At 72.2% G+C, this 22,592-nt stretch carries 22 protein-coding genes; 8 read left to right on the forward strand and 14 right to left on the reverse strand.

Annotated features, from left to right (window positions below):
* Window positions 1-37 precede the first annotated feature (37 nt).
* Together QLQ12_RS32970 and QLQ12_RS32975 are read right to left on the reverse strand one after the other, a co-directional pair.
* The gene (locus QLQ12_RS32970) at window positions 38-850 is read right to left on the reverse strand and encodes a Rossmann-fold NAD(P)-binding domain-containing protein (protein ID WP_282764529.1); all 813 of its coding nucleotides are present in this window, start codon (window positions 848-850) and stop codon (window positions 38-40) included.
* Window positions 851-927: 77 nt separating this feature from the next.
* The gene (locus QLQ12_RS32975; RefSeq protein WP_282764531.1) at window positions 928-1,734 is read right to left on the reverse strand and encodes an alpha/beta fold hydrolase; all 807 of its coding nucleotides are present in this window, start codon (window positions 1,732-1,734) and stop codon (window positions 928-930) included.
* Window positions 1,735-1,788: 54 nt separating this feature from the next.
* On the opposite strand from QLQ12_RS32975, the gene QLQ12_RS32980 reads away from it, so the two are divergent.
* Complete coding sequence (locus QLQ12_RS32980; RefSeq protein WP_282764532.1) at window positions 1,789-2,112, forward strand: hypothetical protein; 324 nt, start codon at window positions 1,789-1,791, stop codon at window positions 2,110-2,112.
* A gap of 43 nt (window positions 2,113-2,155) precedes the next feature.
* The gene (locus tag QLQ12_RS32985; RefSeq protein WP_282764534.1) at window positions 2,156-4,441 is read left to right on the forward strand and encodes a putative bifunctional diguanylate cyclase/phosphodiesterase; all 2,286 of its coding nucleotides are present in this window, start codon (window positions 2,156-2,158) and stop codon (window positions 4,439-4,441) included.
* Here QLQ12_RS32985 and QLQ12_RS32990 read toward each other — a convergent pair.
* The 6 genes from QLQ12_RS32990 to QLQ12_RS33015 form a co-directional block, all read right to left on the reverse strand.
* On the reverse strand, window positions 4,423-5,607 hold the full coding sequence (locus tag QLQ12_RS32990) for a S8 family peptidase (RefSeq protein ID WP_282764536.1): 1,185 nt from the start codon (window positions 5,605-5,607) through the stop codon (window positions 4,423-4,425). The two genes, QLQ12_RS32985 and QLQ12_RS32990, sit on opposite strands and share 19 nt — an antisense overlap.
* Window positions 5,608-5,689: 82 nt before the next feature.
* Window positions 5,690-6,085, reverse strand: coding sequence for an ATP-binding protein (locus QLQ12_RS32995; protein ID WP_282764538.1), 396 nt, complete (start codon window positions 6,083-6,085; stop codon window positions 5,690-5,692).
* Window positions 6,086-6,347: 262 nt separating this feature from the next.
* Entirely contained in the window at window positions 6,348-6,956 is a 609-nt protein-coding gene (locus QLQ12_RS33000) for a hypothetical protein (protein WP_282764539.1), read from the reverse strand.
* A 329-nt stretch (window positions 6,957-7,285) separates the two neighbouring features.
* Window positions 7,286-7,900: a hypothetical protein gene (locus QLQ12_RS33005; protein WP_282764541.1), complete on the reverse strand. Its 615-nt coding sequence runs from the start codon at window positions 7,898-7,900 to the stop codon at window positions 7,286-7,288.
* 227 nt (window positions 7,901-8,127) lie between these two features.
* Window positions 8,128-9,114 (reverse strand): permease prefix domain 1-containing protein, encoded by a 987-nt coding sequence (locus QLQ12_RS33010; protein ID WP_282764543.1) that lies wholly within the window; start codon window positions 9,112-9,114, stop codon window positions 8,128-8,130.
* On the reverse strand, window positions 9,111-9,470 hold the full coding sequence (locus tag QLQ12_RS33015; RefSeq protein ID WP_282764545.1) for a PadR family transcriptional regulator: 360 nt from the start codon (window positions 9,468-9,470) through the stop codon (window positions 9,111-9,113). Before QLQ12_RS33015 ends, QLQ12_RS33010 begins: the two co-directional genes overlap by 4 nt.
* Before the next feature lie 210 nt (window positions 9,471-9,680).
* Here QLQ12_RS33015 and QLQ12_RS33020 point away from each other — a divergent pair, with 210 nt between their 5' ends.
* Together QLQ12_RS33020 and QLQ12_RS33025 are read left to right on the forward strand one after the other, a co-directional pair.
* Window positions 9,681-10,145, forward strand: coding sequence for an Asp23/Gls24 family envelope stress response protein (locus QLQ12_RS33020; protein WP_282764548.1), 465 nt, complete (start codon window positions 9,681-9,683; stop codon window positions 10,143-10,145).
* A 114-nt stretch (window positions 10,146-10,259) separates the two neighbouring features.
* Window positions 10,260-10,850, forward strand: coding sequence for a hypothetical protein (locus QLQ12_RS33025; protein WP_282764550.1), 591 nt, complete (start codon window positions 10,260-10,262; stop codon window positions 10,848-10,850).
* A gap of 32 nt (window positions 10,851-10,882) precedes the next feature.
* On the opposite strand, the gene QLQ12_RS33030 is transcribed toward QLQ12_RS33025, so the two are convergent.
* The 3 genes from QLQ12_RS33030 to QLQ12_RS33040 all read right to left on the reverse strand — a co-directional run bounded on the left by QLQ12_RS33030 (window position 10,883) and on the right by QLQ12_RS33040 (window position 12,847).
* Complete coding sequence (locus QLQ12_RS33030; protein WP_282764552.1) at window positions 10,883-11,806, reverse strand: PfkB family carbohydrate kinase; 924 nt, start codon at window positions 11,804-11,806, stop codon at window positions 10,883-10,885.
* A gap of 103 nt (window positions 11,807-11,909) precedes the next feature.
* On the reverse strand, window positions 11,910-12,428 hold the full coding sequence (locus QLQ12_RS33035; RefSeq protein WP_282764554.1) for an RDD family protein: 519 nt from the start codon (window positions 12,426-12,428) through the stop codon (window positions 11,910-11,912).
* 29 nt (window positions 12,429-12,457) lie between these two features.
* A complete protein-coding gene (locus QLQ12_RS33040) occupies window positions 12,458-12,847 on the reverse strand; it encodes a DUF2752 domain-containing protein (protein WP_282764556.1) in 390 nt (129 codons plus the stop codon).
* A gap of 311 nt (window positions 12,848-13,158) precedes the next feature.
* On the opposite strand from QLQ12_RS33040, the gene QLQ12_RS33045 reads away from it, so the two are divergent.
* Window positions 13,159-14,586, forward strand: coding sequence for a protein adenylyltransferase SelO (locus QLQ12_RS33045; RefSeq protein WP_282764558.1), 1,428 nt, complete (start codon window positions 13,159-13,161; stop codon window positions 14,584-14,586).
* Between the two features lie 395 nt (window positions 14,587-14,981).
* Here the strand turns inward: QLQ12_RS33045 and QLQ12_RS33050 are convergent, their stop codons facing one another.
* Window positions 14,982-16,388, reverse strand: a complete 1,407-nt coding sequence (locus tag QLQ12_RS33050; protein ID WP_282764560.1) for an aminotransferase-like domain-containing protein — start codon at window positions 16,386-16,388, stop codon at window positions 14,982-14,984.
* Here QLQ12_RS33050 and QLQ12_RS33055 point away from each other — a divergent pair.
* Window positions 16,387-17,301, forward strand: coding sequence for a DMT family transporter (locus QLQ12_RS33055; RefSeq protein WP_282764562.1), 915 nt, complete (start codon window positions 16,387-16,389; stop codon window positions 17,299-17,301). The two genes, QLQ12_RS33050 and QLQ12_RS33055, sit on opposite strands and share 2 nt — an antisense overlap.
* Before the next feature lie 591 nt (window positions 17,302-17,892).
* Entirely contained in the window at window positions 17,893-19,167 is a 1,275-nt protein-coding gene (locus QLQ12_RS33060; protein ID WP_282764564.1) for an MFS transporter, read from the forward strand.
* A gap of 341 nt (window positions 19,168-19,508) precedes the next feature.
* Here QLQ12_RS33060 and QLQ12_RS33065 read toward each other — a convergent pair whose 3' ends face one another.
* On the reverse strand, window positions 19,509-20,495 hold the full coding sequence (locus tag QLQ12_RS33065; protein ID WP_282764566.1) for a formylglycine-generating enzyme family protein: 987 nt from the start codon (window positions 20,493-20,495) through the stop codon (window positions 19,509-19,511).
* 516 nt (window positions 20,496-21,011) lie between these two features.
* Here QLQ12_RS33065 and QLQ12_RS33070 point away from each other — a divergent pair.
* Window positions 21,012-22,037, forward strand: coding sequence for an aldo/keto reductase (locus QLQ12_RS33070; RefSeq protein WP_282764568.1), 1,026 nt, complete (start codon window positions 21,012-21,014; stop codon window positions 22,035-22,037).
* Window positions 22,038-22,221: 184 nt separating this feature from the next.
* On the opposite strand, the gene QLQ12_RS33075 is transcribed toward QLQ12_RS33070, so the two are convergent.
* On the reverse strand, window positions 22,222-22,509 hold the full coding sequence (locus QLQ12_RS33075; protein ID WP_282764570.1) for a hypothetical protein: 288 nt from the start codon (window positions 22,507-22,509) through the stop codon (window positions 22,222-22,224).
* Between the last annotated feature and the right edge of the window lie 83 nt (window positions 22,510-22,592).

Genomic DNA, 22,592 nt, shown 5'->3' on the forward strand with positions numbered 1-22,592 from the left:
TTCGGGTGCCGTCCGGGAGAACCCGCCACGGCAGTCGTCAGGCGTTCCAGGCGCCGTCCGCCGCCGCGGCCCGGGCGAACTCCGCGAAGTCCCGCGGCGGGCGGCCCAGCACCCGCCGCACCCCGTCACCGAGATGGGCGTTGCGGCCGTCGGTGACCAGGTCGAACAACTCGGCGAACTCCTCGGGCATCCCGCCGGCGCGCAGCGCCTCGACGTACTCGCCCCGGCTGACCGGCACGAACCGGATCTCCCGTCCGAGGGCCGCGGACAGTTCGGCTGCCACCTCGGCGAAGGTCAGCAGCCGCGGACCGGTCACGTCATAGGTCTGCCCGGCGTGCCCGTCACCGGTGAGCGCCGCCACGGCCACCTCGGCGATGTCGGCGGCGTCCACGAACGGCTCGGCGGCGTCACCGACCGGCAGCACGATCTCCCCGGCCAGCACGTCCGGCTGGAAGAAGTCCTCACTGAAGTTCTGCGCGAAGAAGCTCGCCCGGACGACCGTCCACTCCACGCCGGAGTTCCGCACCACGTTCTCGGCCGCCTCGGCGGCCGGCTCGCCCCGCCCGGCCAGCAGCACGATCCGGGTCGCACCCTGCTCCACGGCCTGGCCCACGAACGCCCGCACCGTCTCGGTGGCGCCGGGGAACGCCAGGTCCGGCTGGTACGACAGGTAGACCGCGCCGACCCCGTCGAGGGCCGCCTTCCAGGTCTCCGGGACGGTCCAGTCGAACGGCGGCGCGGCCCTGCGGGAGCCGATCCGCACCGATGCGCCCTGTTGTTCGAGGAGTCGTGCCACCCGCCGGCCGGTCTTGCCCGTACCGCCTAGCACCAGAATCGTCTTGTTCGTCATGACAGCCAGTCAACCGGCCTTCTCGTGGACGGGCCATGGCCGTGGCGCCGCGACGCATACGCGAGCGTCCACGCGTTCTACAGGAAGCCGGTCACCAGCGCCCGGAACAGCTCGGGCTCCTCGACCCAGGGGCGGTGACCGGATTCGGTCATGATTTCAAGGCGGCTGCACGGATGGGCGGCGGCGACCACCCGGGCCGGCGCGATGCCGATCATCCCGTCCGAGGCTCCGGCCACCACCAGCACGGGGGCCAGCACCGGCCCGGGAGTGGCCGTCCCGGAGTAGAAGGCCTCGCGCAGCCACGGCAGCCGGCTGGCGTGCGAGGGGTGGTATTCGTGGCGGCGCTCCGGTGTCCACCGGTGCCAGTGGAACGGGATCAGCCGAGCTCGTGTGATCGGGTTGGTCACATCCTCGGCCAGGGCCGCCGCGGCATGCGGGTACCACGGTTCGGCCGCCCGGCCGGCCCGGATCCCGGCCAGTTCGGCGGTGTCGATGTCGCGCCCGGCACGGCCAATCGGGGTCACCAGGACCAGCCGGCGGACCCGGTTGCGGTGGCGGACGGCGTACTCCTGGGCGGTCAGCGTTCCCGCGGAGTGCGCCAGGATGTCGAGCCGCTCCATCCCGAGGTGTTCCCGCAGAGCCTCCACGTCGTCGGCCTGCCGGGTGAACGACACCGTCGTCCGGTCCAGCGGGACCCCGGAACGGCCGGCGGCTCGCCCGTCGAGCCGGATCAGCCGGCGGGACGCGCTGAGTCCGCCCAGGTCACCGAGGTAGCGGGCGTCCATGCCGGGACCTCCGGGCAGCACCACCAGCGGGTCGCCCGTACCCTCGCCGACCACGTCGTAGTGCAGGGGCAGCCCGTCGAAGGAGGGGAAGTGCGGCATCCGGCGATCCTGCCACGAGGATTGGAACCCGCGCCGCCGGGCAACCTTGAGTGGGTGAACTGGCTCGAATTCGCTCTCATGCACGTCGACGAGCCCTGCACCGTTCGGGTGGAGGCGCCCGGCCGGCGGCCGGTGCCAGTCGGCCCGTGCGTCATCGCGCACCGCGCGGACGGCACGACCCTGCTCTGCCCGCCGGACACCGAGGCGCCGCCCGGTTCCCGGATCACGCTGCCTGCCGGTGACACGGTCGAGGTGGTCACCGCCTTCCATCTGCAGGCGCACGGCACCCGGCTCCCGGAGCACCAGCAGCTCGATCTCGCCGGCCGCGGCCCGGGCCGTCCGGCCGGTCCGTGCCGCCCCGACTGCCGACCGCGCTGACACTTCCGCTCAAGATCTCGGGCGAGGCTCCGATAGGCCTGGCATGCGGCTCGGATCGCTTTTCGCGGATCTGACGCGACGCGAGCGCGCGGCGTGGTGGATCCTGAGCGCCCTGACCTTGGTCCAGTCGGTCATCTGCGCCCTTGAGGTCGCCGGCTCGCCGATCGGCGACACTCCCGTGGGCGGCCTGTTCAACATCACTCTCCACCTGATGCCCGGCCTGATGGTGGCGGCGCGTGCCCGCCGCGCGCCACGGCCGGTGCGGGCCGCCTGGCGGTTGCTGGCCGCCGGCATGATCTCCTACGGCGCCGGCGGCACGTACTGGTGGCTGTCCGCCCGGCATCGCGACCCGCAGCCTCTGGTCACACTGGCCGAACCGTTGTGGCTCCTGTTCTACCCCTGTTTCGTGGTCGCGCTCGTGCTGCTGCTGCGGCAGCGGTTGCCGAAGGTGAGCGCCCAGGCCTGGCTGGACGGCGTGATCGCGTCCGCCGCCGTCTGCGCCCTGGTGGCGCTGCCGATGCTGGCGGCCGTCGATCCGGCGCCGCATTCGACGGTGATGGGCGTCGTCGTGAACGCGGCGTACCCCGTGTGTGACATCGCGGTGGCCGGCTGTCTGCTGGGCGCCTGGGCGCTGAACGGATGGCGTGCCGACCGCCTTCTGGGCCTGCTGATCGCCGGGATGGGGTTGTTCGCCGTCGGGGACGCGTTCAGCATGGTGCTGCTCTGGCAGGGCAGCGACGTGCCGGCGTGGGTCCGCCTGATGTGGATCCTCGCCCTGATCATCCTGGCCGTGGCCGCCCATCAGCCGGCCGGGCCGTCACGGACCAGCCGGCCGAGCGTGTGGCTGAGCACCGCCGTGCCCGCCGTCCTCGCCTTCCTCTGCCTGGGCCTGCTCATGTACGCGGCCCTCAGCGACCGGTCGGTGACCGCGATCAGCAGTTTGCTGGCCGGGATCGCGGTCACCGCGGCGATCGTGCGGATGCTCGCCAGTGTCCGCACCGCGGAGGCCCTCGGCGCGGCCCGCCGGCAGGCTCGCACCGACGAGTTGACCGGCCTGGCGAACCGGCGGTTCTTCGTCGAGCGACTGGACCGGGAACTGGAGCAGGGCACCGAGGACCTGGCTGTCGCGTTCGTCGACCTGGACCGGTTCAAGGAGGTCAACGACAGTTTCGGCCACGACGTCGGGGACAACCTGCTCACGCTGGTCGGTCAGCGGATGCGCGGGGCGCTCGGCAGCGACGTGCTGCTGGCCCGGCTGGGCGGCGACGAGTTCGGGCTGATCATGCCCGGCGCCGGGCGGGACGGGGCCGCCGCGATCGTCGACGGGGTGCTGCACGCGCTGCGGGAGCCGTTCGTGCTGCCGGAGGTGGACCTGCACGTCGACGCCAGCATCGGCATCGCCGTCAGCCCCGACGACGGCGCGGACCGGTCGACCCTGCTGCGCCGCGCGGACGTGGCGATGTACGCGGCGAAGGCCGCGCACGGGCCCCCGGTCTTCGCCACCGGCCTGGACGATCACGCCCGGGCTCGCCTGACGATGCTGGAGGAGCTGCGGGCCGGCCTGGAACGCGCCGAGCTGGTGCTGCACTACCAGCCGAAGGTGACGGTCGACGCCGCCGCCCGGGTGGTCGGGGTGGAGGCGCTGGTCCGCTGGCAGCATCCGGTGCGGGGGCTGGTCTATCCGGACGCCTTCCTCTACACCGCCGAGAGTGCCGACCTGATGAGCCGGGTCACCACCGTGGTCCTCGACCTGGCCTGCCGGCAGAGCCGGGCCTGGCACGACCAGGGCATGCCGGTGCCGGTGGCGGTCAACCTGTCGGTCTCCGACCTGCGTGACCGGACGTTGCCCGAGCAGATCGGCGAGCTGCTGCGCCGGTACGGCCTGCCGCCCACCGCCCTGGAACTGGAGGTCACCGAGAGTGTCCTGATGACCGACGCCGACGACGCGCTGGCACAGCTCGGCCGGTTGCGCGACATGGGTGTCCGGCTCGCGGTCGACGACTACGGCACCGGCTACTCCAGCCTCAGCTACCTGCGGGTGCTGCCGGTCGACGACCTCAAGCTGGACCGGGCGTTCGTCAGCCGCTGCCTCGGCGACCCGCGCAGCGCGGCGATCGTGCACAGCACCGTCCAGTTGGCGCACAGCCTCGGCATGTGCATCGTCGCCGAGGGTGTCGAGGACGCGGACACCTTCGAGCGGCTCCGCGAGTACGGCTGTGACCTGGCGCAGGGCTACGGAATCGCCCGCCCGCACGATGCCGGGACCACGACGGCCTGGCTGCGCGGGCGGGAGATCGCCGGAGTGGTGGTTCAGAGGGCCGCGGTGTAGAGCAGGCGGTTCGGCGAACCGGAGCCGGGGCTGGTCACCACCGAGGGCGTGGCGGTGTTCACGATCGCGGCGTGCACCTGTGCCGGGGTGTCGGACGGGTGGGTCGCCAGGTACAGGGCGGCCGCTCCGGCCACGTGCGGTGCGGCCATCGACGTACCGCTGATCGTGTTGGTGGCGGTGTCGTTCGTGTTCCAGGTCGACGGGATGCTGATGCCCGGCGCGAACACGTCGACGCAGGTGCCGCGGTTGGCCCAGGACGGTTTGGCGTCGCTGCTGTTGGTGGCCGAGACGGTGATCGCGGTGGCCACCCGGGCCGGTGACTGGGTGCAGGCGTCCAGGGCGAACAGGCCGAGGAAGCCGTTGCCGGCCGCGATCGCGTAGGAGACGCCGGAGGTGATCGAGGCCCGGACCGCGTTGTCGAGGACGGTGTCCGCGCCGCCGCCGAGGCTCATGTTCGCCACGGCCGGCTTGACCGCGTTGGCGGTGACCCATTCGATCCCGGCGGCGACCTGGGCGGTGGTGCCGCTGCCCTCGCAGCTGAGCACCCGCACCGCGACGAGCTGGACCTGCTTGGCGACACCGTAGGAGGTGCCTCCGACGGTTCCGGCCACGTGGGTGCCGTGGCCGTTGCAGTCGTCGGCCGTACCGCCGTCGACGGCGTCGAACCCGCTGGTGGCGCGGCCGCCGAAGTCCTGGTGGGTGGTGCGGATGCCGGTGTCGATGACGTAGGCGCGCACGTTGGACGCCGTCGTGGTGTAGGTGTAGGCGGCGTTCACCGGCCGGTTGCGCTGGTCGATGCGGTCCAGGCCGTAGGACGGCGGGTTGGTCTGGGTGTCCGAGATCCGGTGGATCACGTTGGGCTGCACGAACGCGACGTCCGAGTCGGCGGCGACCTGCCGCGCCTGGCGCGCCGTCATGGTCGCCGCGAAACCGTTGAAGGCTTTGGTGTACGTCCGCAGCGCCGCCGTGTCGTGTTCGGCGGCGACGGCCCGGGCGACTTTCCCCGGCTTGAGGACGACGATGTAGCTGTCCGGGACCACCTCGGCGCCCGGAACCGCGAGCACGGCGGCCTCCGGTGGCGCGGCGCTGACGGCGGTGGACAGTCCGAAGACGGACAGAACGGCGGCGGCCGCGGCAGCGGCACCTCGGCGAACGGTTGAACGCACCTGTTCCTCCCGACGTTGGGTGGCCGTGCGACCACGTCAGGTGACGCTAACAGGCTTATAGAAGTCTGTGAATATTGAGAATTCAGGCGGCGGACTCGTCCAGGGCCAGCGTCGCCCACACCGCCTTGCCGCCGGGTTCGGGTCGCCAGCCCCAGTCGGCGCTGCTGAAAGCCACCAGGCGCAGACCGAAACCACCGGGCGTGGTGGTGTCCGAGTCGCGGCGTGGAATCGGCGGCGCACTGCTGCCGTCACGCACGGTGAGACACACGAAACTGTCGTGCCGGCTGATCTCCAGGGTCATCATGGTGTGCGCGTGGTCGACGACGTTGCTGACCAACTCGGAGACGATGAGCGTCGCCGGGCCGGTCAAATGATCGAGATCCCACCGCACGCATGCCTCGGTGACGACGTCCCGCGCGTGCCGGGCCGCCTGGGTCACCGGGAGCAGATCCTCGGTATAGAGCTCCAGGCTCGGCATGATGTTCTTCCCCCCGTGTCACGTGGCTCCCTGGTCGAGGGATCCACGCTTCTCTCGCTTAACGCTTCTTCTCGCTGAAGGAACCGGATACCACGACACGGACGAGGCAAACCCGCGGTTCGCGACCCGCGCGTCACCGCGTGCGGCGGGGTTCCGGCCGCGGCGGCACAGGGTCGAGAACGATTACGCCCCGCTGTGCGGCGATCACCACAAGGTGTACCGGCGGTCCGGCCTTGTCATCACCGATGGTGAGCCGTCTCCGTCAGCCCTTTCGGATCACCTCGCTCAGCCGGTGCAGCGCCTGCGTGCCGGACAGGTGCCCTTGATGGAGCACGGTCAGATCCTCGACCGCGCATGCCGGCGGGGCGAACCCGACCGCGCCCGCCAGCGCCGGATGCTCGCGTCCCCAGGCGAGCACCGTCTGCGACAGCCCGGCCTCCAACTCGCCGAGCGTCATCGCGTCACTGAACCACCGCATCAGCTCCTGCCGGTACGGCCAGAACGACCACACCTTCGTCTCGTCGAGGAGCTGCTCCACCGCGTCGCTGCGCAGGTAACGCCAGGCGATCTCGATCGCCCCCGGCCGGCCGTCCCCGATCAGGTCGTCGACCATGCGGTGCCGCGCGTGCGCCCCCGCCACCTCGTAGAACGTGCTCCGGCACCCCCGCGGCCCGGCCGCCGCGACGATGCTTTTCCAGGTCAGTGGCCGCTGCTGCGCCTCGAGGAGCGTCGCCGCGGCCCGGTAGTAGAGCTGCCGGGTCCGCCAGTGGTTGCGGCGTGGCGCGGTGTTCCCGGCGAGTCTGCGCACCCATGCGCCCACGGCGGTGCCGTCGAGCCCAGCGACCCTCGCCGTCCCGGCACCCGTCACCATCGGCCTCCCCGCCCGGTCCGGCGCGCCCGGTGTCTTCGCCCCGGGCGGCCGGTTCCTCGACCGCGGGCCGTCCTGGCGACCGCGCGGGTTGTCCCGACCGCCGATTCTGGTCGTAGACGATGATCAACTTAAGACCCTGGGCGGCCTTTCTCTCCTGGTGCCGGTCCGATGGCCGTACGGTCACTCCTTCAGGTGGTACGGCCGCCCCGCTCTCCGGCCTTCCGCCACCGGTCCCGCCGCTCTCACCGGCTCCGCCGGACACGGCGAGGCGCCCCCGGCGTGCTGCCGGGGGCGCCTCGTGTCGTACCGCGCGATGGTGGTCTTGTGAATCAGCGGGTCAGGGCGGGAACGTTGTGGACCTGACGCTCGATGAGGCGGGTCGCGAACTTCCGCACCTCGGCGTGGCGGCCCTCCGGGCTGAAGTCGCGGCCCGGCTTGTTCGCCTCGACCCACCGCTCGGACCGCTCCACCATGCGCAGCAGATCGGTCACCGCGCCCGGGTGCTGCCGGCACAGCTCGACGGCGATCGCCAGACGGTGCTGCGGAACACCCCTCAGGTACTCCGGCATGCCGGCCTTCCAGGCGAGCGGGTGCACCAGGTAGCCGGCGGGCAGGTTGCCCGGGCCGCCCAGCGGAGCCAGGATCTGCAGCGGGTCCAGCCGCAGCGGCGGTGCCTGAACACCGGTGTAGGCGAGCCCGGCCATCGCCAGCAGCACCACGGCGATGAGGGCGAGCAGCGGGTTGCCGGTGCCGGCCGCCAGGATGATCCCGAAGGCGACCAGGACCATCCCGCCTCCGGTGATCGTTCCCGCGTTCCCGGTGGTGTCGCACACCTCCGCCCGGGCCTCGTCGATGTATTTGCGAATGACGTTGTCCAGCAGGGGGTTGACCGGTTTCCACCGGTCACCTCGCGTGGGAACGGCGTGTTCGGAGATGTTGCTCATGGGGGTGGAGTCCTTCCCGCTCATCCGTGTGCGGATTCCGGACTTCGAGTCGCGGCCCGATGTGACCGCGCCTTCTCCGGCAGTGCCGCGAGAATCGGCATCCCGCGGACCGAGTTGAGCTCAATCTCAGGGCCTCTTCCGCCGTCCTCCCTCGCCGGCCGCCACCGAGCTCAGGACGTCGATCGGACCGGACTGGACCGGGCCGGGCGTGCGGGGCGCGGGTGGGATCAGGACAGGGGCGAGGTGAACTCGCGGCCGGTGCCGGGAACCGGGGTCGCCAGGCCGCGGCGGGCGCGTTCGGCACGGACCCCGACCTCGACGACGTCCCAGATCGCGGCGAGCACCGTGATGACGATCACGACGCCGGTGAGCCAGTCCAGCGGGTCGGTGGCGCCCCAGTTCAGCGAGGCGATCCACTCCGGGTTGAAGAACCGCCCGGTCGCGGCCAGCCAGATCACCGGCGCGGCGAACAGCACCGCCAGCGCCGCGTTGACGGCGGTCGCCGTGTGCGTCCAGGCGCCCCGGCGCAACAGCCACACCGGATAGAGGGCCTCCAGGATCAGGACCCCGATGAGGTACGGCCACCAGAACGACCAGTTCGCCGGGTCGAGCACGGGCGCCTCGGTGAACCCGAACTGCTGCAGAACCAGGCCCGCGATCAGCAGCACCGGCCACACCACAGCGGCCGCCGTGTTGGCGGGAGTCAGGAAACCGGCCTCGTAGTGCGGCAGATCGTCCGGCGACCAGGGCTTGCGGCGCAGCTGGGGCCCGGCCACCCCGGCGCGGTCCAGCAGCGCGAAGATGAGCGTCACCCAGAACACCATGTGCGCGCCGACGGTCAGCGCCGTCCCGACGACGGTGCCGATGACCTCGCCGATCGTCGCCTGGTCGAGGACCCGGATGACGGCGGCGACGGTGACCACCACCGGAAGCACCGTCGAGAGCAGCATGACCAGCATCCGCCGCCAGATCTGGTAGAACTCGGGGCCGATCAGGTATCGCGGGCGGCCGGCGTAACCGTCGGCCAGCCGGTCGGGGTCTCCCAGCTCCAACAAGGCCTGCTCGACGGCGGTGTCCGGGGCCTCGCCGGAGCCGACCCGGGCGTCGACCGCGTCGTCGATGGAGGTGCGCAGCTCCTGCTCGATGTCGGATCGCTGCTGCTCGGGAACCCGGCGCAGCACGGTGAAGACGTAGCGGTCGATGAGGCTGTTCATTGCTCGCTCCCTGCAGTGGTGCCGGTGGGGGTGTCCAGGTCTCCGACCGCCTTGTCCAGCCGCGCCCACTCGCCGCGCAGCGCCGCCGCGATGGCGTCACCCTGCTCGGTGGTGCGGTAGAACTTCCGCGGCCGTGCCTCGTCGGTGTTCCACGAACTGGTCAGCAGGCCCTGCGCCTCCAGGCGCCGCAGCAGGGGATAGAGGGTGTTCGCCTCCACCTCGAATCCGGCCGCGCTCAACGTTTCGAGCAGCGAGTATCCATAGCCCGGCTCCCGCAGGACGGTGAGACTCGCGACGACGACCGTGCCGCGGCGCAGCTCTTGCAGATGCCCCGAGAGCGTCGCATCCATTGTCATGCGGCTAACGATAGTGTGTCTCACACACTATTGCAAGCAACACATCGACGTGTGGCTCGTCCGTCTGGTTGGCGGCGAGGCAGGCGCGAGGGGCGCGGGTATGCCAGGAACCCGTTGGCACGCCTCGGGCCTCGGGCCTCGGGCCTCGGGTGAGGAAAGTTCACTAGTAGGCTCTGCCCGTTCTAATTCGGATGGGGCAGAGGGACGGATATGAGTGACGAGGCCGAGTTCCACGCGGACCGCACGCAGGAGTTCTACCTGCCGGCCGTGGTCCCGGCCGTGCCGCCGCAGCACGGCGGCGCCGGGGTCATCGAGGTCGCGGCCTACCGGGGCGCGACCAAGTTCGAGCGTGAGGTGATCGAGAAGATCGCCTCCTCAGCCGCCCGCTCGGTGCCCGGTGTGACGGAGCTCGGCGGCGACGTGGCCCGGTTCTTCAACTCGGTGCTGGACAAGATCGGCCTGGACAAGGTCGGCGACGCCACCCGTGGCGTGCGGGCCAAGGTGGACGGCACCGACGTGGAGATCACCGTCGTGCTGGTCATCTCGGCCGGCGAGGTGGTGGCCGACGTCACGGCCGCGGTCCGCAGCGCCGTCATCGAGGCGGTCGAGAAGTACGGGCTGCACGTCAGCGACTGCACGGTCAAGGTCGACGACATCCGCCTCCCGGATCACTGACGGGCCTCCCACCGGCCGGCCGCCGGCGTGCTGACTTTTCGCGTATGCCCGCCAAGCGCCGCCGCGCGGCCGGTAACGTGCGGTTCGTCGGCGGCGCTAGCACCGGGAGGAACGATGATCACCGTGCCGGCCGGGAGCAGTCTCACGCTGCGCTGCCCGGATACGCAGGCGATCGTCCTCGTCTCGCTCGCCGAGGTGCGGGCGCCGTTCGTCGCCGAGCTGCCGCCGATCCCGGTGCTCAGCCTGGACGGGCCCGGCGTCCGCCGGATCGGCGTCCTGGAACTGGTCACCGCCTCCGGAGTGACCTGGGTCGAGGCCGAACTCCGCAACGACCAGCTCTCGGTCCTCGGCGACGCCCCGACCGACGTGGTCCAGCGGCGCGGCGCGGCCCGGCGGCCCGGCACCTATCCGGCCGTCGGCACCGCGCAGGTCGAGAACATCGACGGCCGCCGCCTGGTCCCGCTCACCGGCCGCGTCGAGGACATCTCCATCGACGGCCTGCTGCTGCGGGCGACCACCGACGACAACCTTCCCTCCCTGCCGTACGGGATAGAGCGCACCCTCCTGCACGTGTCGATGCCGTGGGGCGAGATGACGGCCGCCGTCAAGACCGTCGACCAGCGGGCCGACCTGCTGCGCGGCACCTACGAGTGGATGGAGCCGAAAGGCACCGAGGAACTGGCCCGCTTCTGCGCCGCACGCTGACCCGGTCGCCCCGGACCGCCGCGGGAGCCCGCTCAGCCGAGTCGTTCGCGCAGCTCTTTGTCGCGGAGATCGGGACGACCCCCGGGATGACGCACCGTGACACCGGCCGCCGCGACCGCGTAGCGCGCCGCCACCTCCACGGGCTCCCCGCGCAGCAGCGTGACGGCGAGCGCCGCCGTGAACGCGTCACCGGCCCCGGTGGTGTCCACGACCTTCTCGTCGGTGAGCGGAAGCAGCAGGTCACCCGCGCCCCACCGGGGATTCCGCCAGACGAACAGGTTGCCGTCCGCCAGCCCCAGCACCACCAGTCCCGGTCCGGCGGCGAGCAGTTCCCGGGCGGCCGCGCGCAGCCGGTCCGGGTCGTCGCCCGGCGACCCGGTGAGCAACCGCGCCTCCTGCTCGTCGACGCGGAGCACGTCGGCGGTGGCGAGCAGCGCCTCACGCTCATCGTCGCCCGGCACGCCGTCGAGCACCACGAGCGCGCCACCGGCCCGCCCGTGCCGGGCGGCGGCGAGGGTCGCGGCCGGCGGCTGCTGCAACTGGACGAGGACCGCGCCGGCCGCCCGTAGCCGGCCGGCGGCCCGGTCGACGTCCGCCGCGGTGAGCAGCATCGGCTCGGGCAGGTGCTGCAGGTAGCGCCAGTGCCCGGCACCGTCCAGCGCTTCGACGATCAACCCGGTGGGCGCCCCGGAGCGGCGGGCCACCATCGACACGTCGACGCCGTCGCGGTGGGCCTGGGCCAGCAGTTCGTCGCCGGCCGGGTCGGTGCCGCAGACGGCGACCAGCGCGGGGAACATGCCGAGCTGAGCCAGGGCGACGGCCTGGTTGGCGCCTTTGCCGCCGAGCATCTCGCGGCGCAGCCGCACGTCCGCCGCGCCACCGGCATCCGGCATGTCGTCGACGAGGAGCACCAGGTCGCGTGCCAGTTGCCCGACGACCACCGCATCAGGAGTCACGGCCGGAGGCGTACCCCGGAGAACGACCGGAAAACCGGAGGCGACCGGAAATGCGACGGCCCGGCCGGTCTTGGAGAAGACCGGCCGGGCCGTCGGGTCAGGCTCAGCGCACGACGAGGGTCTTGCACACCTTGTCGGCGAAGGTCTGCTTCTTGGCGTCCCACAGCGGGAACAGGTAGCCGATGCCGCAGGCCAGCGAGTCGAGGATGTGGGCCAGGTCGCGCACGAACGCGCCGCCCGCGCCGATCGGCTGACCGGTGTTCTCGCCGACGAGCCGGATGCCCAGCGCCTTGCGGCCCCAGCTCTGGCCGGTCTTGCCGGCCAGGAACCAGCGGTTGTAGCCGCTCACGACGATGGCGAGCAGGAAGAAGATGTAGTAGAACGCGTTGATGGTCGGCAGGCCGGTGGCCGCGTCCGTCCCCATGCCGAGAACCACGGCGAGGATGCCGAACGGCACGGCGACGAGGTAGTCGACCAGGTAGGCGCCGACCCGGGCGCCCCAGCCGGCGTAGGCGGCGGTGGCGGGCTGGCCGTAAGCGGGCTGGCCGTAGGCGGGCTGGCCGTACGGCTGAGACGGCTGGTTCGAGTAGGGGTCATTGGGGGGCGGGGGCGGGTAGCTCATACTTCGATCCTTAAGAAGGGCGGGCTCGGTCAGAGCCGATGCAGTTGGAAAAGCCAGCTCGCGACAGCGAGCAGCCCAGCGATCCAGCCCATCCGCCGCCGTTGTCGCGGCGACCACGGGCGCGGCCGGTCCAGCACACCCGCGGCACGCAGCGCCACGAGTGGACCGGCGGCGACGGTCAACGCCGCCAAGCCGAAGATCAGAGGGTTCGCGTGGAGAGCCGTGTCGAACTGGCCACGCACCAACGCCACGGCGGCGGTCGTCAGACCGCAACCGGGGCACGGCACGCCGGTCATCGTCCGGAGTGGGCACGGCAGGCCCAATCCGGTACTGGCGGTGACCGTCGGCCAGACCACCGCACCGACGGCGGCGAGCGCGCCGAAGGCGCCCACCCGTTCGGGCACGGAGAACTCACGCATGCAAACACCTCGAGATCTATAGAGCCCGAGGATCATAAGGGTGGCCCCTGATCTGCGGCGACCCCTTAACCGGCAGTTTTGAAGGGGTGTCCGGCGTTGTTGATCACCACTGGCCGCCGGACGGCCGTGCGACCGGCACAGGGGTGCCACCGGCCCCGCAACGCATGCCGCGTCCCGGCCACCTAGTGTGTCGGGTTTTCACCTTTCGGAGTACACGGATGCGGGCCTCCGCCATCCGTCAGCCCCGCCGCCCCGGCCCTCTCGCGGCCCGCGGGCGGCGGCCCGGCGGATCGCGACGTAGCGTTGGTGCGGTGAGCGACGCCCCCACCCTCGGTACCCGTTTCGCCGACGAACTGCCTGAGATGGCGGTGCCGTGGCAGGCCGCCGAGCCGCCCGCGCCGCGCCTGCTCGTCCTCAACGAGCCGCTCGCCGCCGAGCTCGGCCTCGACGCCGGCTGGCTGCGCGGCCCCGACGGCCTGCGGTTCCTCACCGGCACCGGCCTGCCCGACGGCGCCAAGCCGGTCGCCCAGGCCTACGCCGGCCACCAGTTCGGCGGCTACTCACCCCGCCTCGGCGACGGCCGGGCGCTGCTTCTGGGTGAGATCGACGGCCGCGATCTGCACCTCAAAGGCTCCGGCCGCACCCCCTTCGCCCGTGGTGGCGACGGGCTGGCCGCGGTCGGGCCGATGCTGCGCGAGTTCGTGATCAGCGAGGCCATGCACGCCCTCGGCATCCCCACCACCCGGTCGCTCGCGGTGATCGCCACCGGGAAGTCGATCGTCCGGGACAATCTCGCGCCCGGCGCGATCCTCGTCCGGGTCGCCGCCAGCCACCTGCGGGTCGGCAGCTTCCAGTTCGCCCGCGCCACCGGTGACGACGGCCTGCTGCGCCGTCTCGCCGACCACGCCCTCAGCCGCCACCACCCGGGCGCCGGCGACGCGTTCGGCCTCTACCGGGCGGTCGTCGGCGCGCAGGCCGACCTGGTCGCCGACTGGATGCTGACCGGCTTCGTCCACGGCGTCATGAACACCGACAACATGACGATTTCCGGCGAGACCATCGATTACGGTCCGTGCGCCTTCATGGACGCCTTCGACCCGGCGACCGTCTTCAGCTCGATCGACGAGGGTGGGCGCTACGCCTATGGCAACCAGCCCACCATCGCCCAGTGGAACCTCGCCCGTCTCGCCGAGGCGATGCTCCCGCTCTTCGACGACGACCAGGACCGCGCCATCGCGAAAGCCACCGAGGCCCTGGGCGGTTTCCGCACCCGCTATGCCGCCGCGACGCTCGCCGGATTCCGCGCCAAGCTCGGCCTGCGCGAGGCCGACACGGCCCTCACCGAGGACCTGCTGGCCCTGCTCAAGACCCACCGCACCGACTTCACCTCGTTCTTCCGCCAGCTGGCGGCCGACGAGGCCGCCCGCCGCGCCGGCGAGCCGGCGCAGACCGCGCGGCGGACGCCGGAGGAATCACCCGACCCCTTCCTCGACTGGATCAAACGGTGGCGCGCCCTCGATCCCGACCTCGACGCGATGAACCGCGCCAACCCGGTCTACATCCCCCGCAACCACCTCGTCGAGGAGGCCCTCGCCGCCGCCACCGACGGCGACCTGGCTCCGCTGCACCGGCTCCTCGAAGCGGTCACCGCGCCGTTCGACGAGCGGCCGGGCCTCGCCCGTTTCGCCGAGCCGGCCCCGCCGGACTTCGGCGCCTACCGCACCTTCTGCGGCACCTGAGCCTCCCACGAACCCGCGCGGCCCTCGCCCCGGCTCAGGTCTCCCCGCGGCGCCGCGTCTCCGCCCGCCTTAAACCCTCATCTCGTACGCCCAGCAGGAGGCGCTGTGGCTCCGGCGCGACGTCCGGCCCGGTCCGGACCGCTGGGCCGGCTGCGGGCTGCTGCGCGGAGACGCCCGTGGGTCAGCCCTGTTCCCGCAGCTCCCGGTGACGTGCGCACCGGCCGCCATGACGACATCGCTCGTGCCGCACCCCACTGCCCGGGATCGCCCGCACCAGTAGTACCTGGTCCCGCGGTTCCTTCACCCCCGGGGAACTCGATGGCGTGCAGCCCCGTCCGGTCGTGGCCGCTCGTTGCCGTCAGTGGCCGCGGCGTGTCGAGCGGCATCGCGCCAACCTATCCGGCCCCACTGGCCGGACGCTGCAGGGCGGTGGCGAGGCGGCGTACGGCCTCGTCCATCGCGTCGGGCGGAGCCGCGGCGAAGGTCAGGCGGAGGTAGGGAGCCGGCGGTTCGGCGGCGTGCCAGGGCCGGCCGGGGAACACGATGACCCCGGCGGTGGCCGCCGCGGCCGCGATCGCCGTGTCGTCGGCGCCGTCGGGGAGGCGCGCCCACAGGTGCAGGCCACCGCGCGGGATCGTCGCCGGGACGAGGGTGGGCAGGTGTCGATGGAGGGCGGTGAGGAGCGCGTCGCGGCGGGTGCGGAGGGCGGCGCCCAGTTGGCGGCGGTGACGCGACCACGCCGGACTGGTGACGAAGTCCAGGGTGGCCTGTTGCAGAGGGCCGGCGACGAAGAAGTCGTCGAGGAGACGGGCGGCGCGGAGGCGGGCGCCGGCGGGGCCGCGGGCGCCGAGGGCGGCCACGCGCAGCCCGGGTGCGGCCGGTTTGGTGAGAGAGCGCAGGTAGATGACGTGACCGTCGGGGTCGGTGGCGGCCAGCGGAGGTGGCGGGTCACCGTCGATGGCCAGGTCGCGGGCGTAGTCGTCCTCGATGAGGAAGGCGCCGGCGTCGCGGAGGGCGGCCATCACCGCGGGGCGGCGGGCCGGGGCGAGAGTGGCGCCGCTCGGGTTCGCGTAGAGGGGCTGGCAGTAGAAGAGGCGGGCGCCGGTGCGGGCGAACGCGGCGGCCAGCTGGTCGGGGCGGACGCCGTCGCCGTCGGTGGGGACCGGGACCACCCGCAGCCCGGCGGCGTGGGCGGTGGCGAGGGCGCCGAGGTAGGTCGGGGACTCGACGAGCAGGGTGTCGCCGGGCTCGGTGAAGGCGCGCAGGGTGGAGGACAGGGCGGCCTGACCACCGGGGCAGATCACCATGTCGTCCGCGCGCAGCCCGGTGTCGCGGGCGAACCAGGCCCGCAGATCCTCCCGTCCCTCGACCGGCCCGCGCTGCCACGACGCCGGGTGCCGGGCGGCCCGGGCGAGCGCCGCTCCCAGCGCCGCGGTCGGCTGCAGGTCGGCGTCGAGATAGCCGCCGGATAGCGGGATGGCCCCGGACGGCGGTATCGCCAGTAACGCCTGCATCTCCTCCTCGCCGAACCTGCGCGGCCCGAGAGCGACCGTCTGCCAGGACAGGTCAACAGGGGCGGCGTCGGCGAGCGGGCGGGCCGCGACGAAGGTGCCCTGCCCGGACCGGGTCTCCACCAGCCCTTCCGACACGAGCCGGCGGATGGCGGCGGCGACGGTGACCGGCGACGCGAGGTGCCGGGCGGTCAGGTCGCGCACCGACGGCAACCGAGTGCCGGGCGATGCGGCGGCCGCCACCGCCCGCAGATCTTGGACGATCCGGTCGGCTGCGTTACTATCATTCATGAGAGACAAGAGTAGCGCTACTGTCACCGGCGCGATAACGCTGGGAGCGCTGGGCGTGCTCGCGTTCAGCATGTCGATTCCCGCCACCCGCGTCGCGGTGCAGCACCTCGACCCGTGGTTCGTCGCTTTCGGCCGGGCGGTCGGCGCGGCCGCCCTGGCCGCCGCCTACCTGTGGTGCAGTGGGGCGCCGCGGCCGACCCGGGAGCAGGTCCGGCGGCTGGCGATCGTGGCGCTCGGCGTGGTCGCCGGTTTCCCGCTGTTCACCTCGCTGGCGCTGACCACGCAGACCTCGGCGCACGGGGCGGTCGTCGTCGCCCTCCTCCCGGCGTTGACCGCGATGTTCGCGGTGGTCCGTGCGGGGGAACGGCCACCGGTGCTGTTCTGGGTGGCCAGCGGGTGCGGGCTGGTCGCGGTGCTGACCTTCCTCGTCGTCAGCGGGACGGTGCACGGATCCCTCGCGGTGACCGACGTCTACCTGCTCGCCGCGGTGGTGCTGTGCGGGCTGGGCTACGCCGAGGGCGGCGTGCTGTCGAGACAACTGGGCGGCGCCCGGACGATCTGCTGGGCGCTGCTGGTCGCGCTGCCGGTGACCGTCCCGATCACGGTCGTCGCCGCGGTCGCGCATCCGCCGCACGCCACCGGGACCGGCTGGGCGGCGTTCGGCTATCTCACCGTGGTCTCCATGTTCCTCGGGTTCTTCGCCTGGTACGCCGGACTCGCCCGCGGGGGCATCGCCCGGGTCGGTCAGATTCAGCTCGTCCAGCCGGTGTTGACGCTGCTCTGGTCGGCGCTGCTGCTCGGCGAGACGGTCGGCTTCTCCTCGGTGGGCGCGGCCGTGCTGGTGCTCGCCTGTGTGCTGCTGACGCAGCGCTCCCGCGCCCGGACCGTCGAGCCGGCACTGTCCACGAGATGACGTCCCCGCTCACACCACTTCCCGGCAAACAACCGCGGCCAAACATCGGCTGACGCCGCCCTCGCTCCCGGCCGTCCGCCCCGGCCTCGACGTCCGTGCCAGCCCTGGCCGTCTGTGGCGGCCCCGGCCGCCCGTGCCGGACCTGGTCGCCGTCGGACTCGGCACGGGCGGCGGGAACGCGGGCTCGGAGTGAAAGAGGTTCGGTGGAGGCAGCGGGCCTGGGGCGAACGAGGGGCCGGAGCCGAGGGAGAGGTGGGAATGGCGAAGGGCTTGGCGGACCGTCGGGACGGGGACACGAACGGGAACGGGGCCACGAACGGAAACGGGAACACGAACGGAAACGGGAACGAGGCGGGGGACGGGAGGCGTGGTCGGACGGGGCTGGGCGGGTGGATGGCCGCGCGGGGTGAGCTAGGGTGCGGGCATGAGACCGGTCGAGGCTGTCGCCGCCGCGTATGCGCGGTGGAACACGCCTGACCTGCCGCTCTACGGCAACGATCACGACCGGGCCGACTTCGCTCCCTGACCCGGCACGGCCCCTGTGGCCTGTCCGCCGGTCAGAAACTTCCCTCGTTCCGGGAGCGATACCCCATGTCCGCTGTCACCGCTGAACCCTCGTCGTTGCGGCTGGTGCTGCGTGCGAAGTTCGTACGCCGCCTGCTCGTCTTCAGTCAGACCGGCCGCCTGCCGATGGCCGCCGCCCCGCTCGCCCTGCTGCTGTTCGCCCGTGAGGTGCACGGCCTCGCTCTCGCCGGGCTGGTCGTGGCGGCCTACACCGCCGGGATGGCGGTGAGCGCGCCCCTGCTGGCCCGGACCGTCGACCGGTGGCGCCAACCTCCGGTGCTGTGGGCGTCGGCGCTGCTCTCCGCCGCCGGGTTCGTGGTGGTGGCCGCCAGCGCACACCGTGTCCCGGTCCTGTTGGCCGGCGCGGTGTTCGCCGGACTCGGGACGCCGCCGCTCGAAGCCTGTCTCCGGGCCCTGTGGCCGGCGCTGGTGCCGGCCGGAAGCGTGCCGGCGGCCTATTCGCTGGACCTCGCCGTCCAGGAGGTCATCTATGTGACCGGTCCGCTCGTGACGCTGGCGGCGGTGGGCCTGGCCGGTCCCGCCGCGGGCCTGCTGGCCGCCGCCGTGCTGCAACTCGCGGGTGTGGCCGGGTTCGCGCTGACGCCGGTCGTGCGCACGTGGCGCGGCGAGGCGGGGGAGCGGCACTGGGCGGGGCCGCTGCGCGTACCCCGCTTCGTCATGATCGTCGCCGGAGTGATCTGTGCCGGCGCGGCCGTCGGAAGTCTGCCGGTGGTCGTCACCGGCTATGCCGAGGCGGCCGGGAACCGGGCGCTGAGCGGCTGGATGCTGGCCGCGCAGGCGGTCGGGGCCCTCGCCGGCGGCCTGCTCTACACCCGGGCGACGTCCGGCGGCTCGGGCCGGTTGCCGCTGACGGCAGCGGTGTTCGCGGCCGGATACGTGCCGTTGCTGCTGGTCCCGGGGCCGGTTCCGATGGCGCTGCTGCTTGCGGTGAGCGGCCTGGCGTTGCCGCCGCTGCTGACCGCGGTCTTCCTGGCCGCCGACCGGCTGACGCCGCCCGGGACGGCGGTGGAGGCGTTCGCCTGGATCATCACCGCGTTCACGGTGGGCAGCGCGGCGGGTGCCGCGATCACCGGCCCGCTCGTCTCCGACGGCATCCGGTACGGGTTCACGCTCGCCCCCGTGGCGGGCCTCCTCGCGGTGGCCGCCATGTGCGCGGCGACCTACCTGGGCCGCCGCCCCCACCCTGCCCCACTGCTCCTGCCGACTCCGCCCGCCGCCCCGACCAGCGAGGCAGGGCCAACCCCCGACAGAGCCCACCTAGCACCCCACCCCGAGCCGTAGCCCACCCGTCTCTCCACCCCCGATAAGGCACGCCCGCAACGGCCAGCCTCCCCGGCCGTAGCCCATCAGTACTTCCCGCCTGTGGTGGAGCGTGTGGGCTACGGCTGGCCGTCTCGGTCGTCGCCGAGCGGTGGTTTCTGCTGGTGGGGCTTGTGGGCTACGGCTGGCCGTCTCGGTCGTCGCCGAGCGGTGGTTTCTGCTGGTGGGGTTTGTGGGCTACGGCCGGGCGTCTCGGCCGTAGCCTGGTGGTGGTTTCTGTTCAGGATGGGGTGGGTGAGGGACGGCTGGGGACGCCGGCCGTCGCGTGGCAGGGGCGGTGGCTGAGGGCTGCTGCGAGCGGGTCAGGTAACGGGCAGTGAGCGGGCGAGGCGGAACCCTACGTCGTCGAGACGCAGGGTGGGGTGACTGCGGCGGCGGACCGAGGCGCGGCAACTCCAGTGCTCGTCGAACCAGCCGCCGCCACGTAGTACCCGGTAGGTGCCGTAGACCTCGGCGTCGTAGACGTCCCAGCACCACTCCCAGACGTTGCCGAGCATGTCGTGCAGGCCCCAGGCGTTGGGCTGCCGGGTGCCGACCTCCCGCGGCTGTTCACCGGAGTTGTCCCGGTACCAGGCGATCTCGTCGATCGGCCCGTATCGAGGGCCGGCCGTTCCGGCTCGGCAGGCGTGTTCCCACTCGGCTTCGGTGGGCAGCCGGTACCCGTCCGCGTCGCGTTGCCAGATGACACCGGGAGTGCCGTCACCCAGCAGGACATCCCCGCCGGGCAGCAGCCCCTCGTCAAGCGGGATGGGACTGTTCCGCTCGATCGGCCCACCCGGCGGAAGTGACCCGTGGGGCGGCCCACCCAGCGGGAACGGGCCGTTGGGCACCAGAAGGTTGTCGGGCGCAAGCGGGCCGCCCGGCGCTGGGAGGGATGGCGCCACACCGGGCGGTGTCGCGTCGGGCGGTAACGGGCCGTCGGGCGGTGGGGAGGGCGGCGTGGCACCGGCGGCGGACAGTGGGTTGACCGGCAGTGGGATGGCTGGCGGTGGGTTGCCCAGCGGTGGGTTGACTGGCGGTGGGCTCGTTGGGTGGGTGAACCGGTATGCGGGGGTGAGGCCGTCCCTGATGGACAGCGCGTTGCAGAAGTTCAGGGCGTCCCACCAGGACACCGTTTCGACCGGTAGGTCGTCCCCACTTGAGCCACTCGGGTGACGGCCGCTCAATGCACCGTAGAGAGCCTGCGTTACGGGGACTGCGGCCAGCCTGAACGGCTCGACGCGGACGGTCCAGCGGCGTTGCGTGCGGCGATCGGAGAGAGTGACCTCACCCGCCGGAACTTCGATCATCGGTTGTTGAGTCTATTCCTGCCGGGGTCAGCGTCTTACGGGCGTGCGCCCGCTTCGTCGCTGGCGCATCCGTTGTCTCTGCCGTGACCCATGCCGGTGCTCAGGCGGGGTAGCGGAGTCGTATCCCATGCTTACCGCCTCACCGGTCGGCGTGCGCGGCCGCTCAGCCGAGACCGCCGGGGTAGCGCCAATCGAGAGTCGACACCCGTAGCGGGTGTCACTCACACCCGCTACGGGTGTCAGCTTTTCTGCGACAAGGTAGGCCCCACTGCGATAGGCCGCGGTGGCGGTCCACGCCTGCCGTGGGCGGTGCGGCGGTCCACGCCTGCGGTGGGCGGCGGGTTGTGGCTTTGGGCTGGGTGGGTTGGGTCGTGGGTTTGGAGGGCGGCGGGGGACTGTGGGTTTGGAGGGTAGCGGCGGGGCTTCAGAACGGCGGGAGCGGCGGGGTGTGATGTCGTACAGGCGGAAAGTGATTGTTTGACCTGGAGTGCGCTCCAGGTCATAGCGTCGTCGGGCATGAGCGAGACACGTATCGGAACCATCGAACTGGGACGCACCGGCGAGCAGGTCAGCAGTGTCGCTCTCGGGGCCATGCAGATGGGCAACGCCACCGGCGAGGCGGAGTCGGTGCGGATCCTGAACCGCTACCGGGACCTGGGCGGGTCCTTCCTCGACACCGCGGACTGCTACGAGTGGTGGACGAAGCCGGGAAGCCGGGGCGGCGAGAGCGAGGAACTGCTCGGCCGCTGGATGCGGGCGAACGGCAACCGCGACGAGATCTTCCTGGCGACCAAGGGCAGCGCGATGCCGGAGTACTCGCCGGATCTGTGGAACGCCGACGGGACGGCGAACTGGGACCTGGCCCGGCGGACTTTTGCCGGGGCGGGCGCGGACACGCTGCGGCGTGCGCTGGACGGCAGCCTCCGGCGGCTCGGCACCGACCACGTTGATCTGTACTACGTGCACGTCGACGACCGGGTCACACCGTTGGAGGAGACGTGTGAGGCGCTGGCCGGGCTGGTGACGGCCGGCAAGGTGCGGTATCTGGGCTGGTCTAACGTGCGGACGTGGCGACTGGAGCGGATTCGGCAGCTGTGCGACCGGTACGGCTGGCTGGCCCCCGTCGCGGTGCAGCAACAGCACTCGTACCTGCGCCGCCGGGCCGGGCTGAGCACCGCGTCGATCGTCGACGACGAGCAGCTGGACTATCTGGCCGAGCACCGGGATCTGAGCCTGGTGGCGTACTCGCCCATCGTCAAGGGTGTCTATGACGACCCGGCGCGGCGGGCCGAGCACTGGATGATGGAGTCGTATGCCGGACCGGACGCCGACGCGCGGATCGAGGCGGTCACCGGACTGGCCACCGAGCTGGGTGTGACGCCGAACCAGCTGGTGCTTTCCTGGCTGATGCACCAGTCGGAGCCGCCGGTGCTACCGCTGATCGGGCCTCGCACCCCGGAGCAATTCGAGAACCTGGTGCCCGCGCTCGGCATCAAGCTGGACGCCGGTCAGCTGGCCCGGCTCGACGAGGCCGGCGCCTGACTAGCCCCGCGCCGCCCCGAGCCCAACCGAACGGTATCCGCTGGAGATGACCGGTTGAACCGGAGATGACCGGGCGACCGGAGATGACCGGGCCGGGACGGCCGAGCCGGGACGGCCGAGCCGAGACGGTCGAGGTGGGACGGCGGGGACTCGGATCTGACCCCCGCTGTCGGTGGCTTCAGCGTCAGCGGGTCCGGGCGCTGACCGCCACGGGGGCGGTCAGCATCTCCAGGACCGCGTCGGTGTCGACGGCGGTCGGCACACCGGCTCGGCGCAACGGGCCGAGGGCGGCCTCGACCGTCTCCGGCACGGTCGGACCCATCTCGGTGAGTTCCAGGGTGAGTTCCAGGGTAAGCGCGGTGGCCGCGGCGCCGGTCCGTTCGCGGGCGGCCAGCACCACTTCGGCCGTCCGGCGGCCGAGCCGGGGGAAGCCGAGTTCTTCGTCAGCACGATACCCCGCCGACGAGCGCAATTAATAGTTGATTTCCAGGATTGACAATCTACGGCTCGGCGCGGAAATCTGTGGCGGTCACCACTCGCGGTGTCGGCCCGGGC

The organism is Actinoplanes sandaracinus (assembly GCF_030009775.1).
GTDB classification, from domain to species: Bacteria; Actinomycetota; Actinomycetes; order Mycobacteriales; family Micromonosporaceae; genus Actinoplanes; species Actinoplanes sandaracinus.

Excerpts from the sequence above, each read along its gene's own strand:
- QLQ12_RS32970 (WP_282764529.1), bottom strand. The coding sequence starts at position 850 with ATGACGAACAAGACGATTCTGGTGCTAGGCGGTACGGGCAAGACCGGC.
- QLQ12_RS32975 (WP_282764531.1), bottom strand. The coding sequence starts at position 1,734 with ATGCCGCACTTCCCCTCCTTCGACGGGCTGCCCCTGCACTACGACGTG.
- QLQ12_RS32985 (WP_282764534.1), top strand. The coding sequence starts at position 2,156 with ATGCGGCTCGGATCGCTTTTCGCGGATCTGACGCGACGCGAGCGCGCG.
- QLQ12_RS32995 (WP_282764538.1), bottom strand. The coding sequence starts at position 6,085 with ATGCCGAGCCTGGAGCTCTATACCGAGGATCTGCTCCCGGTGACCCAG.
- QLQ12_RS33000 (WP_282764539.1), bottom strand. The coding sequence starts at position 6,956 with ATGGTGACGGGTGCCGGGACGGCGAGGGTCGCTGGGCTCGACGGCACC.
- QLQ12_RS33005 (WP_282764541.1), bottom strand. The coding sequence starts at position 7,900 with ATGAGCAACATCTCCGAACACGCCGTTCCCACGCGAGGTGACCGGTGG.
- QLQ12_RS33010 (WP_282764543.1), bottom strand. The coding sequence starts at position 9,114 with ATGAACAGCCTCATCGACCGCTACGTCTTCACCGTGCTGCGCCGGGTT.
- QLQ12_RS33015 (WP_282764545.1), bottom strand. The coding sequence starts at position 9,470 with ATGACAATGGATGCGACGCTCTCGGGGCATCTGCAAGAGCTGCGCCGC.
- QLQ12_RS33020 (WP_282764548.1), top strand. The coding sequence starts at position 9,681 with ATGAGTGACGAGGCCGAGTTCCACGCGGACCGCACGCAGGAGTTCTAC.
- QLQ12_RS33025 (WP_282764550.1), top strand. The coding sequence starts at position 10,260 with ATGATCACCGTGCCGGCCGGGAGCAGTCTCACGCTGCGCTGCCCGGAT.
- QLQ12_RS33035 (WP_282764554.1), bottom strand. The coding sequence starts at position 12,428 with ATGAGCTACCCGCCCCCGCCCCCCAATGACCCCTACTCGAACCAGCCG.
- QLQ12_RS33040 (WP_282764556.1), bottom strand. The coding sequence starts at position 12,847 with ATGCGTGAGTTCTCCGTGCCCGAACGGGTGGGCGCCTTCGGCGCGCTC.
- QLQ12_RS33055 (WP_282764562.1), top strand. The coding sequence starts at position 16,387 with ATGAGAGACAAGAGTAGCGCTACTGTCACCGGCGCGATAACGCTGGGA.
- QLQ12_RS33050 (WP_282764560.1), bottom strand. The coding sequence starts at position 16,388 with ATGAATGATAGTAACGCAGCCGACCGGATCGTCCAAGATCTGCGGGCG.
- QLQ12_RS33060 (WP_282764564.1), top strand. The coding sequence starts at position 17,893 with ATGTCCGCTGTCACCGCTGAACCCTCGTCGTTGCGGCTGGTGCTGCGT.
- QLQ12_RS33065 (WP_282764566.1), bottom strand. The coding sequence starts at position 20,495 with ATGATCGAAGTTCCGGCGGGTGAGGTCACTCTCTCCGATCGCCGCACG.
- QLQ12_RS33070 (WP_282764568.1), top strand. The coding sequence starts at position 21,012 with ATGAGCGAGACACGTATCGGAACCATCGAACTGGGACGCACCGGCGAG.